This is a genomic window from Clostridium ragsdalei P11 (assembly GCF_001675165.1).
In the GTDB taxonomy this organism is placed as follows: Bacteria; Bacillota; Clostridia; order Clostridiales; family Clostridiaceae; genus Clostridium_B; species Clostridium_B ragsdalei.
On sequence record NZ_LROS01000025.1, the window covers coordinates 1 to 13456 of the forward strand.

15 protein-coding genes are annotated in these 13456 nt (G+C 30.7%); 14 read left to right on the forward strand and 1 reads right to left on the reverse strand.

The window, feature by feature from the left end:
• Nucleotides 1–261: 261 nt before the first annotated feature.
• Nucleotides 262–1056 (reverse strand): endolytic transglycosylase MltG, encoded by a 795-nt coding sequence (gene mltG, locus CLRAG_RS12055; RefSeq protein WP_242872141.1) that lies wholly within the window; start codon nt 1054–1056, stop codon nt 262–264.
• A gap of 316 nt (nt 1057–1372) precedes the next feature.
• Here mltG and CLRAG_RS12060 point away from each other — a divergent pair, with 316 nt between their 5' ends.
• The 14 genes from CLRAG_RS12060 to CLRAG_RS12125 all read left to right on the forward strand — a co-directional run bounded on the left by CLRAG_RS12060 (nt 1373) and on the right by CLRAG_RS12125 (nt 13401).
• On the forward strand, nt 1373–2197 hold the full coding sequence (locus CLRAG_RS12060) for a ComEC/Rec2 family competence protein (protein ID WP_065078659.1): 825 nt from the start codon (nt 1373–1375) through the stop codon (nt 2195–2197).
• Between the two features lie 60 nt (nt 2198–2257).
• Nucleotides 2258–2860, forward strand: a complete 603-nt coding sequence (locus CLRAG_RS12065; protein WP_065078660.1) for a hypothetical protein — start codon at nt 2258–2260, stop codon at nt 2858–2860.
• 276 nt (nt 2861–3136) lie between these two features.
• Nucleotides 3137–3733 (forward strand): Holliday junction branch migration protein RuvA, encoded by a 597-nt coding sequence (ruvA, locus tag CLRAG_RS12070; RefSeq protein WP_065078661.1) that lies wholly within the window; start codon nt 3137–3139, stop codon nt 3731–3733.
• Nucleotides 3734–3747: 14 nt separating this feature from the next.
• Nucleotides 3748–4794 (forward strand): Holliday junction branch migration DNA helicase RuvB, encoded by a 1047-nt coding sequence (gene ruvB, locus CLRAG_RS12075; protein ID WP_065078662.1) that lies wholly within the window; start codon nt 3748–3750, stop codon nt 4792–4794.
• A 28-nt stretch (nt 4795–4822) separates the two neighbouring features.
• Entirely contained in the window at nt 4823–5848 is a 1026-nt protein-coding gene (queA, locus tag CLRAG_RS12080; protein WP_065078663.1) for a tRNA preQ1(34) S-adenosylmethionine ribosyltransferase-isomerase QueA, read from the forward strand.
• 15 nt (nt 5849–5863) lie between these two features.
• On the forward strand, nt 5864–6988 hold the full coding sequence (gene tgt / locus CLRAG_RS12085) for a tRNA guanosine(34) transglycosylase Tgt (protein WP_065078664.1): 1125 nt from the start codon (nt 5864–5866) through the stop codon (nt 6986–6988).
• A gap of 36 nt (nt 6989–7024) precedes the next feature.
• A complete protein-coding gene (yajC, locus tag CLRAG_RS12090; RefSeq protein ID WP_065078665.1) occupies nt 7025–7363 on the forward strand; it encodes a preprotein translocase subunit YajC in 339 nt (112 codons plus the stop codon).
• 60 nt (nt 7364–7423) lie between these two features.
• Entirely contained in the window at nt 7424–7792 is a 369-nt protein-coding gene (locus CLRAG_RS12095) for a TIGR04086 family membrane protein (RefSeq protein ID WP_065078666.1), read from the forward strand.
• 96 nt (nt 7793–7888) lie between these two features.
• Nucleotides 7889–8026, forward strand: coding sequence for a six-cysteine ranthipeptide SCIFF (gene scfA, locus CLRAG_RS12100; RefSeq protein WP_013240005.1), 138 nt, complete (start codon nt 7889–7891; stop codon nt 8024–8026).
• A gap of 86 nt (nt 8027–8112) precedes the next feature.
• Nucleotides 8113–9480: a thioether cross-link-forming SCIFF peptide maturase gene (scfB, locus tag CLRAG_RS12105; RefSeq protein WP_065078667.1), complete on the forward strand. Its 1368-nt coding sequence runs from the start codon at nt 8113–8115 to the stop codon at nt 9478–9480.
• A gap of 141 nt (nt 9481–9621) precedes the next feature.
• Nucleotides 9622–10896, forward strand: a complete 1275-nt coding sequence (gene secD / locus CLRAG_RS12110) for a protein translocase subunit SecD (RefSeq protein WP_065078668.1) — start codon at nt 9622–9624, stop codon at nt 10894–10896.
• 1 nt (nt 10897) lies between these two features.
• Nucleotides 10898–11773 (forward strand): protein translocase subunit SecF, encoded by an 876-nt coding sequence (secF, locus tag CLRAG_RS12115; protein WP_065078669.1) that lies wholly within the window; start codon nt 10898–10900, stop codon nt 11771–11773.
• A 158-nt stretch (nt 11774–11931) separates the two neighbouring features.
• Nucleotides 11932–12780, forward strand: coding sequence for a DHH family phosphoesterase (locus CLRAG_RS12120; RefSeq protein WP_065078670.1), 849 nt, complete (start codon nt 11932–11934; stop codon nt 12778–12780).
• A gap of 102 nt (nt 12781–12882) precedes the next feature.
• Nucleotides 12883–13401, forward strand: a complete 519-nt coding sequence (locus tag CLRAG_RS12125; RefSeq protein ID WP_065078671.1) for an adenine phosphoribosyltransferase — start codon at nt 12883–12885, stop codon at nt 13399–13401.
• Nucleotides 13402–13456 lie beyond the last annotated feature (55 nt).

The following is a 13456-nucleotide window of genomic DNA, read 5'->3' on the forward strand; positions in this document are numbered from 1 at the left end:
CACTCTTTCTTCTTCTGTATATTTTCTTATGAAATTCATAAAAACCCCCTCTCAAAACTCTAAATTAATTTTAAATTAACTGAGTTAATTATTCCAGCTTTATGAGGGGGCCTATGAGCTATTAATTCTTCATTATTAATTCTTAACTTGACAAGCTTTACTTCGCATTGTTTTTATTAAGTCAAAATTTTATATGTGTGAAAATTTGAGTAAATTAATAATTAAACATTGAATATAAACGTTATTCAAGAAAAAACTTTTTTACTTTCCATATAAAGACACATTCTTAATATGCTGGGCATAGGTTTCTGCAAATACATGTGTATTGGTCTTAGTGTCCAATACATAATAAAGATAATTAGTTCTTTCAGGATGAATTGCAGCATTTATGGACTTTGTCCCTGGATTACATATTGGAGATGGCGGCAATCCTTTATTTAAGTAGGTGTTATAAGGAGATTTTACAGTTAAATCCCTATTATATACCTTATCTTTATGTCCTATTACGTAGAGAATAGTTGCATCTATTTGTAATGGCATATTTTTATTTAATCTATTGTAAATAACACTGGCTATCTTTGGCCTGTCCACATCTTTTCGGGCTTCTTTTTCTATTAGAGAGGCTGTTATTACAACATTTCTTATACTTAAATTATTTTTAGTTATATAACTTTTACTTGGTTCTATATTTGTTTCAAAAGTTTTAAGCATTTCATTTATGATTTCTTTACTTGATGTGTTTTTTTCAAAAGTATATGTAGCAGGATATAAAAAACCGTCCAGCCTATGTTTGTCCTGAGGAAGACCTTTTAAAAACCAGTAACTGTTATCTGACCAGTTTTCCACTTGATTTATAAAATCTTTTTCTGTAACTAATCCTGATTTTTCTAATGTCTTTCCTATTTGTTCATTTGTATATCCTTCAGGTATAACGACTTTTACTACAGCTCTGTTAACTCTATTATGCCTATTAATTAATTTATTCCTTACATAAAATGAACCGTATAATGCTAAAACAATAACAACGAATATAGATATGATTTTTTTAAGTTTCATAATTATAATGTCTATATCAACCATGAATTATTAGGTTAATAAGAACAACTTCACTCCTTTTTATTGTTTAAATATTTTTATTATTAGTATACCATATTTTACTTAGGCATATTTAAAAAAATAACTAGTCAGTATCTAGCATATTTTACTGGTTATTTTCTTTTATATACCTTAGATTATTTTTTGTGAAACTTTAGAATATAACTGATTTTTATACAAAAAATAAATACAATAATTAAGGCATTTTCAAAAAAATAACTAGTCAGTATGCTAGCCTATTTTTTCAAATGCCTAATATATGGAGGCTTGTATTAATTTGAAGAAAAAATTAATTGTTATGGTATTTATTATTATAATGTTTATGGGTAATAGTACTTTTGCTAAATATGGTATTTGTGAAGTACATTTTATAGATGTAGGCCAAGGTGATTGCACTTTAATAAAGTTAGCTAATAAAAATTATTTAATAGATTCAGGAGCTGCATACTATACTAACAGGGTTATAAAATATTTAAGTTCAAATAATGTAAATAAAATAGAAGGGATAATACTAACTCATTATCATGATGATCATTATGATGGTATATGTAATATAGCTAAATCGGTAAAGGTTCATAAAGTATATTTACCTGATCATGAAAACAATATTAAATATTCTATAGAAGATAAATTGATTAAAATGGGAGTATCTGTGGAATATATAAGAAGAGGTTGGAGTGTAAAACATTATGGTATGAATCTTAAAGTTGTTGGGCCTATCTTTAAAGATGACAGTGTAGAGAACAACAATTCAATTGTACTTCAAGGAAAAATAGGAAGTTTAAATTATTTATTTGCAGGAGATTGTGAGAAAAGAGAAGAGAATGACATGATAAGGACAAAACAACTTAAAAAATGTGATGTACTAAAGGTGCCGCACCATGGTCTTAATACCAGCACAATGAGAGAATTTTTAAATAAGTTACAACCTAAAGTAGCAATTGTAACTAGTGATGGAATAAATACACCAGATAAACGAGTTGAAAAAAGATTGATAAATAAAGGAATTACAGTATGGAGAAGTGATATACAGGGAAATATTGTGATTAAAAATGAAATATTATTCTGCGATAAGAATAATACTACTATAAAATTAAAATAATCCTAATATAGTGTATATAATTAAGATAAGTGTCCATAATATTCAAAAAGGAGGGATATTATGGATAATAGAAAAGTTCGTACAATAGTATTAGTTATATTTACTATTTTAATTTTAGGTTTAAGTTGCTACATATGTGTAGTTGGATTTCAAAATGTAAACATGGATAGAGAAATAAAACAAGTTAGACAAGGAAATAAAACTTATGACACTGTGAAGACAAATTCTAGTATAAATACAACTGTTCCTGAAAAAGCTAAAATTATATTTAAAATAAAATATAATAAAAGTGGAGAACTTAAGACGGAAAAAGAAGAATTGGCTGGAAAATTAGCAGGTAAGACCAAAAATGAAGTTGAAAATATATACAAAACTGCTGGATATAAGGTTAATAAGTTCAGTGCAAAAGAAGTAGTACTTGTAAAAGAAGTGGATAAATATGAGCCTAATAAATATGTACTTGGAATAAAGAATGGTCTAATTGCTATATATAAGACAGATAATCAGGGGAATATGTTTATAGAAAATGAAAAGAGAGATGTAACTGATATAAAGACAAGCAAATTAAAAGAAGAAGATATAAGGCTTTTAACTAAGGGAGATAAGTACTTTGAGTGTAATACAAGAGACGAAGCAGAATCACGCCTTGAAGACTATGAATAATAGCCTTTGAGGCTTTTTTATTTATATTATTAAAAAATTTAAAAAAGATTAAAGTCCAAATAATGATGACTCCTTCGTACCTCAGGAAATCTATAATTTTAATACTTTCTGACGTTAGTGAAAAAAGTATCATTATCTGTTATTTGTTATTTAGCAAATTTTATATTGCCAATTGCAGTACTTGAACTAAAGTACTTAAAATGATAAAGTATTATATGTTACAATATAACGCTTTGTTTAATTTTAATAAGTCTCGATATTTTGGAGGAATTTTAGATGTATGAATATATAAAGGGAATATATAAAGGTGTAAATAAAGATTATATAGTAGTTGAGAATAATGGAATTGGCTATAAAATAAATACATCTGGCAGTACTATTGCAAAAACTCCAAAGGTAGGAGAAAACATAGTGTTGTATTTGCAGCAGATAGTGAGAGAAGATTTTATAGGGTTGTACGGCTTTTTAACTAAAGAAGAATTGAGTATGTTTAACCTTTTGCTTACTATAAATGGTATAGGGGCAAGAGCAGCACTTTCACTTTTATCAATAAGTGACGTAAATAATTTAAAATATGCTATAATATCTGAAGATGAAAAAAACTTGGTAAGGGCTCCTGGAATAGGTAAGAAAACCGCCCAAAGAATCATACTTGAACTTAAAGATAAGATAGATGTAGGTGAAATTACCAATGGAGAGGATAATATTGGCAATATAAATGCAACTCAAAATACTACTGAGGTTTTGGAGGCTCTTATAGCACTTGGATATTCGGAAAAGGAAGGAAATAAAGCCTTAGCTTCCATAGATAAAACAAAAGAAAGTTCTACTGAGGATATGATAAAGAAAGCTCTTAAATTTTTAATGAATTAGGTTAGGTGATAGGTATGGAAGATAGAATAGTTACCCCCCTTAACATTAAAGAAGATACAGAAAATGAGTACAGTTTGAGACCTAAGAGACTTAATGAATATATAGGTCAGAAAAAGGTAAAGGATAAATTAAAGATATTTATAGAGGCGGCTAGAAACAGAAAAGAAGCACTAGATCATGTACTTCTTTATGGACCACCAGGTCTTGGAAAAACTACTCTTGCTAATATAATTGCTATGGAAATGGGAGGAAACCTAAAAATTACTTCGGGACCAGCTATAGAAAGAGCAGGAGACCTGGCTGCAATACTTACCAGTTTAAATGATATGGATGTACTTTTTATAGATGAAATACACAGGTTAAATAGAAGTGTAGAGGAAATATTATATCCTGCTATGGAGGATTATGCACTAGATATAGTTATAGGAAAAGGAGCTGCAGCAAAGTCTATAAGATTGGATCTACCTAAATTCACTTTAATAGGTGCTACTACAAGGGTGGGACTTTTAACAGCACCACTAAGAGATAGGTTTGGGGTACTATGTCCTATGGAGTTTTATGGAGAAGATGAACTCAGTGAAATTATAGTTAGATCAGCTGATATACTTAAAGTAAAAATAGAAACGGATGCAGCTTTTGAAATAGGAAAAAGGTCTAGGGGAACTCCTAGGATTGCAAACAGATTATTAAAGAGAGTTAGAGATTATTCCGAGGTTAAGGGAAATGGTGTAATAGATATTAAAACAAGTCAAGCAGCTCTTGAAATGATGGAAGTTGATAATGAAGGTTTTGATAGTATAGACAATAAAATATTAAAAGCCATAATTGACAATTTTAATGGAGGTCCTGTGGGAGTAGAAACTTTAGCCTATTTTATAGGAGAAGAGCTAGATACTATACAAGATGTGTATGAGCCTTATCTACTCCAAAAAGGTTTTATAATAAGAACCCCAAGAGGTAGAGTGGCATCAGACAGTGCCTATAGGCATTTTAACAGAAAGAGAAGTACAAATTCTAAAAAAAATTTTAACCAGTCTTCATTGTTTGACGACAAAATGTGATTTACACAAGATGAATGGAGTGAAAATATTGAAAGTTACAGATTTTGATTTTTATTTACCAGAGGAATTAATTGCACAACATCCTTTAATGCAAAGGGATGAAGCTAGGCTTATGGTGCTTGATAAAAAAACTGGTGATATAGAGCATAAGGTATTTAAAGATATACTAGATTATTTGAATCCAGGTGACTGCCTTGTATTAAACGATACTAGAGTTTTGCCAGCAAGACTTATAGGTGCAAAAGAAGGCAGCGGTGGTAAAATGGAAATTTTACTTCTAAAGAGAAATGAAGATGATACCTGGGAAACTTTAGTTAAGCCTGGAAAAAGAGCTAAGGTAGGAAGTAGGTTTGGCTTTGGAGATGGAGAACTTAAGGCAGAAATAGTTTCAGTAAAAGAAGATGGAAATCGAATTGTTAAGTTTGAATATGAAGGAATATTTGAAGAAGTACTTGATAGGCTTGGTCAAATGCCTCTGCCTCCATATATAAAAGAAAAATTAGAGGACAAGGAAATGTATCAGACAGTGTATTCTAAAGAAGAAGGCTCTGCGGCAGCTCCTACAGCAGGTCTTCATTTTACCAAGGAACTGCTGAAAAAAATAGAAGATAGAGGAGTAAAACTTGCGTTCTTGACTTTACATGTTGGACTTGGAACTTTTAGACCTGTAAAGGTTGAAAATATAGAAGAACATAATATGCATTCAGAGTACTACTGCATGACGAAAGAAACTGCAGATATGATAAATGGAACTAGAGAAAAAGGAGGAAGTATAATTGCAGTGGGTACTACTTCCTGTAGAACACTTGAAACCATTGGAGATGAAAATGGAAGAGTCAGAGAACAATCTGGTTGGACGGATATATTTATATATCCTGGATATAAATATAAAGTAGTAGATAAACTTATAACAAATTTTCATTTACCCGAGTCTACACTTATAATGCTTGTAAGTGCGCTTTGTGGAAGAGAAAAAATACTAAATGCATATAACTGTGCAGTTAAAGAAAAATATAGATTTTTTAGTTTTGGAGATGCTATGTTCTTAAAATAGATTTGAGGTGTTTGAATGTATAAATTACTAAAGAAACAGGGAAGTGCTAGAAGAGGTGAATTTACTACACCTCATGGAGTAGTTCAAACTCCAGTTTTTATGAATGTAGGTACCTTGGCAGCTATAAAAGGAGCAGTTTCTACCTGCGATTTAAAAGAAATTGGATGCCAGGTGGAACTTTCAAATACTTATCATTTAAGTTTAAGACCTGGAGATAAGATCATAAGAAAACTTGGTGGATTACATAAATTTATGAATTGGGATAGACCTATTTTAACTGATTCTGGAGGATTTCAGGTATTTTCTCTGTCAAAGATTAGAAAGATAAAAGAAGAGGGAGTATATTTTAATTCACACATAGATGGAAGTAAAATATTTATGGGACCTGAAGAGAGTATGCAAATTCAAAGTAATTTGGCATCTACTGTAGCTATGGCTTTTGACGAGTGCATAGAAAACCCGTCTCCCAAAGATTATGTTGAACGTTCTGTTGAAAGAACCACAAGATGGCTCAAAAGATGTAAAGTTGAAATGGATAGATTGAATTCTTTGCCAGATACTATAAATAATAAGCAGATGCTGTTTGGTATAAATCAAGGTGGTGTCTACGATGATATAAGAATAGAGCACGCTAAAATAATAAGTGAAATGAATTTAGACGGATATGCTATTGGAGGTTTAGCTGTAGGGGAAACTCACGAGGAAATGTATAGAATTATAGAAAAAGTAGTTCCTCATCTTCCACAGGATAAGCCTATATATTTGATGGGAGTTGGAACTCCAGCAAATATACTTGAAGCAGTGGAAAGAGGAGTAGATTTCTTTGATTGTGTACTTCCTGCTAGAAATGGAAGACATTCTCATGTGTTTACATCACAAGGAGAGCTAAATCTTTTAAATGCCAAATATCAGTTGGATGATTTCCCTATCGACAGAGGATGCCAGTGTCCTACTTGTAAAAATTACACTAGGGCATATATAAGACATTTGTTTAAGGCAAAAGAAATGCTTGCTATGAGGCTATGTGTGCTTCATAATTTGTATTTTTATAATAATTTAATGAAAGAAATAAGAGATTCTATTGATGGAGACTATTTTCCTAAATATAAAAGGGAAAAGCTCGAGGAATGGAATCAATAAAATTAAAAACTCTGTTAAAAAAAGGAGGTGAAAAAATTGGATTCATTGGTTAGATTAGCACCACTTTTATTTATAGTAGTAATCTTTTATTTACTTATATTTCTACCAGAAAGCAAGAGAAAAAAGAAATATAATGCAATGCTTGAAAGCCTTAAGGTTAATGATGAGGTTATGACTAAAGGTGGCATAATAGGAAAAGTTGTAAATATTCAGGATAGAAATATAACTATTCAAACAGGACCAGATAGAGTTAGGATAAAGTTAGATAAGACAGGAGTACTAAATATTTTATCTGAACCTAAAAGTCAAGAAAATTCTTCTAAGAAAATAGAGGAAAAAAAAGAAGAAAAAAAAGAAGAAAAAAAAGAAGTTTAAAAATTAGGTATAAAGCACCTTTTATCTACATAAATACTATTAGATGGGAGGTGCTTTAATTTGGAAAAAGGTAGTAATTATCTTCCTGCAGTGGAAGGAGTTCTTAGAGGTTTTACAATTACAGTTGTTTTACTTTTAATTTTTGCAGTTATAATGACTTTTATAGATATAGGTTCAAGAGTAAGATACATATTTTATGTGATTACAAACATACTTAGTATAATGTATGGGGTTATTTATGCAGTGCGAAGAATAGGTAAAAAAGGATGGCTTGTAGGTATTGGAGTAACTCTTTTATATTTGTTTATACTGTATATAGTTTCTGTAGTCTCTGGAAACTCTGCAGCTATAAGTTCCTATGGAGTAAAACGATTGTTGCTTGACCTTATAGTAGGAGCTTTATCAGGTATGATCGCAATTAACTTATAAGGAATTTCTTGAATTTCACATTTGTGGACAACTTTATTTTATTATAGGTTTATGTTATAATCAAACAGATAACTTTATTAATTGGAGGAACTTAGTATGAAACATATAAAAACTTTAAATAATGCTAATATAAAAGAAAGTTTAAAAAAACCAGGATGCAAGGAATGTGCTAATTCATGCCAATCAGCATGCAAAACTTCTTGCACAGTTGCCAATTTAGCTTGTGAAAACTAATATGAATTTTAGGCAGTAACAAAAATAGTTACTGCCTAAAATTTATATAACGAAAAATTATACACTTTTATTAGGAGGAGAACAATTTGGCTAATATTCATAAATTTGTCCAGGGTGGATATAGATATGTTATAGATGTAAACTCTGGTACACTTCATGAAATTGATGAACTAGTATATGATATTTTAGATGATGAAGGACTGCCAGAACTTGAAAAGGCGGTAGAACTTCTTAAAGATAAATATAAGAAAGAAGAAGTTGAGGAGGCTTATGGTGAGATACAACAGCTAATTGAAAAAGAAATGTTGTATTCTAAAGATTTATATGAAGGAATTGCAAAAAAGCATGAAAGTGAACCTTCATTTATAAAAGCATTATGCCTTAATATTGCCCATGATTGTAATTTGAGATGCAAATATTGTTTTGCAGATGAAGGTGAGTACAAAGGACGAAGAAAACTCATGTCTGCAGAAATAGGAAAAAAGGCCATTGATTTTGTCATAGAAAAATCAGGACCTAGGAAAAATATAGAGGTTGATTTGTTTGGTGGAGAACCACTTATGGCCTTTGATGAAGTAAAGGAAATTGTAGAATATGCTAAGAAGCAGGAAAAGCTGCACAACAAAAATATAAGATTTACAATGACTACTAATGCTACCCTATTAAACGATGAGATAATGGATTATCTTGATAAAAATATGGGAAATATAGTACTTAGTATTGATGGAAGAAAAGAAGTAAATGACAAAGTAAGAGTTAGAATTGATGGAAGTGGAAGTTTTGATTCCATACTGCCTAAAATAAAAAAGATGGTAAAAATGAGGGACAAGTCTAAACAATATTATGCAAGAGGTACTTTTACTAGAAACAATACTGATTTTTTTGAAGATATAAAATACCTTGCAGATCAGGGATTTGATGAAATATCTGTAGAACCTGTTGTACTCCCAAAGGATGATCCATTATCTCTTAGAGAAGAAGACCTTCCGGTTATTTATGAACAATATGATAAATTGTATGATGAAATGATTAGAAGAAACAAGGAAGGAGGAAAGTTTAAATTTTACCATTTTAATATAGATATTACAGGCGGTCCTTGTGTATATAAAAGAATATCAGGATGTGGGGCAGGACATGAGTATGTAGCTATAACACCAGATGGAGATATATATCCTTGTCATCAATTTGTAGGTAATGAAGATTTTAAGATGGGAAATTTAAGTGACGTTGACAACTTGAGGAAAGACATTCCTAAGCAATTTAAGTCTGCTCATATATACAATAAACCGGAATGCAGAAAATGTTGGGCAAGATTTTACTGCAGTGGCGGCTGTCAGGCTAATAATTACAATTTCAATAAAGATATGAACATACCATATAGTCTTGGATGTAAAATGCAGAAAAAGAGAATTGAGTGTGCCATTGCACTTAAAAGTAGAATTTTGAAAAAATAGTAATAACATTTACAAAAACTTAATACATCATATTACTTTATTTGCAATATGTGTATTGACGGTGTTTTTTTTAAGTAATATAATTGCTAATGTAAACAGGTGAGGATAAAGGTATTTGGTTATTGACGAAGGAGGATAAAAATGAAATCTAAGGCGAAAAGTACCGTAGTTTTCTTTCTATGCGTAATTTTAATAGGCTTTTTAGCTTATACTGGAGCATATGGAGTAACTTTAGGTGGATATAAATTGAAGCCATTTAGTGAAGTAATAAACAAAGGACTTGACCTTCAAGGTGGAGTTTCTGTACTTGAAGAAATACAGTCTAAAAATGTAGATCAAGATACTGTAAATAGAACTGTAGACATGATTTCACAAAGGGTTAATAAATTAGGAGTAAGTGAAACTACGACTGTAAGAGAAGGAAAAGACAGGATAAGAATTGATATACCTGGAAAATTTGATGCAAAAGAAGTAGTAGATGGTGTAGCAAAAACTGGTGATCTTAAGTTTGTTGGACCGGATAACAATACTATACTTACAGGTAAGGATGTAAAAAATGCTACAGCTTCTATTGACTCTCAAAACGGCAGCCAAGGTGTAATAAATTTGGAGCTAACTCAATCAGGTGCTCAGAAGTTTGCAGATGCCACTCAAAAATTTATGGGACAAAAAATTACTATTTACTTAGATAAGGATAAACTGTCGGATCCGCAGGTAGATGCACATATAACGGATGGTAGAGCTATTATAAGCGGTCACATGACCATGAAAGAGGCTCAAACAAAGGCAAACCTGATAAAATCAGGCGCACTTCCAGTTACTGTAAAACCAGTACAGGTTAAAACTGTAGGAGCTTCTCTTGGTGCAAATGCACTCCCACTTAGTATATTAGCAGGTAAAATAGGTATAGGACTAGTAATGATATTTATGCTTTTATATTATAGATTACCTGGACTTGTTGCAGATATAGCACTTGTACTATACGTATATATAGTTTTAGCAGCTTTTGCTAACGTAAATGTAACTTTGACATTAGCTGGTATTGCAGCGTTTTTGTTAACAGTAGGTATGGCAGTAGATGCCAATATACTTATATTTGAGAGAACTAAGGAGGAGCTTAAAAGTGGTAAATCCATTAGGGCCTCTGTAGATGCGGGATTTAGAAGAGCTATGACGTCAATACTGGATTCAAATATAACTACTATTATTTCAGGATGTGTCCTTTATAATATTGGTACAGGTTCCGTAAAAGGATTTGCACTTACGCTTATTATAGGTACAATTTTGAGTATGTTTACGGCTATAACGGTAACTAGAACTCTTATGAAGTTACTAGCTAATATGGGTTGGTTTAACCATAAAGAGACAATTGGAACCTTTGGTGTGCATGACTTTAGAAAGGGGGTAGTAAAGTAATATGTATAAGATTATTGAGAAAAGAAAAATATGGTTTACTATATCCCTTATAATAATTGCTATTGGAATATTTACTATGGCTACTAAAGGTCTTGAATATGGACTGGATTTTAAAGGCGGTACAGTAGTTGAAATAAATGTGGGTCAGGATTTTAATAAACAGGATGTAGATAATATAGTAAAGAAATACTCCAGTGATTTTCAATCCAATAAAGTAGATAATAAATCTATATCTATAAAGGCTGCCACTTTAACTAACAATGATGTTAGTAATATTGTAAAAGCTATAAAGGCAAAGTATAAAAAAAGTAGTTTGACGAATCAAGAAAATATAGGTGCGGTTATAGGGCAAGAAACAAGGACCAAAGCTTTGCAAGCTGTTATAGTGGCAATTATAGCTATGTTTATATACATAGGTATAAGATTTGAGTTAAGTTTTGGTATAGCAGCTATTATATCATTAACTCACAATGTGCTTGTAATGCTTTCTGTATACGCAGTACTTAGAGTTTCCATAGATTCTAACTTTATAGCAGCAGCACTTACGGTTATAGGTTATTCTGTCCATGATACTATAGTTGTTTTTGATAGAATAAGAGAAAATCAAAAATATATGAGAGGACAGGAACCTATAGTTGTTGCAGATGCCAGTGTAACTCAGACATTGGCAAGATCTATAAATACAGTATTGACTGTTGTAATAACTCTAACATCAGTATATGTTTTAGTGCCTTCTGTAAGAATTTTCTCAGAGCCGATACTTATAGGAATAATTACAGGATGCTATTCTTCTATATGTATAGCTAGTCCGTGCTGGGTAATTATAAAGAAACATATGCTTCGAAATAAAAAAAAGTTGCATACAGTAAGTGAATAAGCTATAAAATATACATTAAATATGATAAAATAAAAAATCTAGAGTATATTGGTACTCTGGATTTTTTTATTGCAAATAATCTAACCATAATGTATTTGTAATAGAAGACAATATCATTTATAATATAAGTGCTTTCGATAAATTTGGAGGATTTTATTATGGAGAGGCAAAAAGATAATATACAGGATTTTAATTTTTTAGGTATGCATAACCCTTTTCTTTTAAAGGATATGGAGAAAGCTTTAAAAAGAATAATAAAAGCAGTAAATGAGAGAGAAAAAATTGTAATTTATGGTACATGCGACTTGGATGGTATAACTTCGGTGTCACTTATGTTATTAGTGTTAAAATATTTAAATGCAGATGTAGAATATTTTATTTCTGATAAAATTAATGATTATAGTATAAAGTCAGATATAATAAAAAACCACATAAAATTTTTAGGTGCAAAGGTTATAATAACAGCTGGCTGTGGAATTCAAAGCATTTCACAGATAGAGTTATGCAAAACTTTGGGTATTGATGTTATAATAACAGATTACCATAAATCTGGGGAAATTTTGCCGAAAGCCATTATTGTGAATCCCAATCAGAAACAGTGTACATATCCATTTAAAGATTTAACAGCGGTAGGTGTTACCTTTAAGTTATCTCAGGCCATATCAATGTATTATGATATGAAGTACATAAGTAAGTATTTAGATCTTGTAGCTTTAGGTATTTTTTCTCGTGGAATTGATATAACTGGTGAAAATAAGATAATGGTAAATGAAGGTATGTATTATTTAAAATGTACAAATAATTATGGAGTAAGGGCACTGCTTAAAGTGAACGATATTTCTAGTGTGAATATGGAGAATGTATGTGAATTGTCAAATAAAATGATGTGTTCAATTAAGAATAAGAGATATATAGATAATGCAAGGATTGCAGTAGAGCTTTTTATAACTGAAAATATGGATAGAGCAGAACAAATAGCTAAATATTTGAAAAATGAGATTATATAAAGGTAAAAATCTCTTAAACTTGAATATGTATCAATATTTAATATATAATTGTAAAGTAGGTTTCTATTGGAATGATTAAGTTATTTTTAGGGGGGATTACAGGTGGATTTAAAAGATAAAATAAGAGTAATAGATGGGTTTCCAAAGGAAGGAATAAGTTTTAAAGATATAACTACTTTGCTGCAGGATAAAACAGCTTTTAAGCATACAGTAAATAAAATAGCTAGATATTTAAAAAATAAACATATTGACGTAGTAGTAGGGCCTGAAGCAAGAGGATTTTTATTTGGAGCACCTATAGCCTATGCCATAGGTGCAGGTTTCGTTCCTATAAGAAAAAAAGGAAAGTTGCCTTATGATACTTTTAGTGTTAGTTATGACTTAGAATATGGCAGTGATGTACTTGAAATGCACAAAGATGCAATAAAAAAGGGAGATAGAGTGGTAATAATTGATGACTTGCTTGCAACAGGTGGCACTACTGCTTCTGTGGTGAAACTTATAGAACAAGCAGGTGGGGAAGTTGTTACTATAGGATTTGTTATAGAATTGACGGATTTAAAAGGTAGGGAAAAATTAGAAGGCTATGATGTAATTTCTCTTACTAAATATAATGTTTAGGATATATAAAATTTCAAATTGCAAGTTTTTTTAGTATATAATATAATATTAGTAA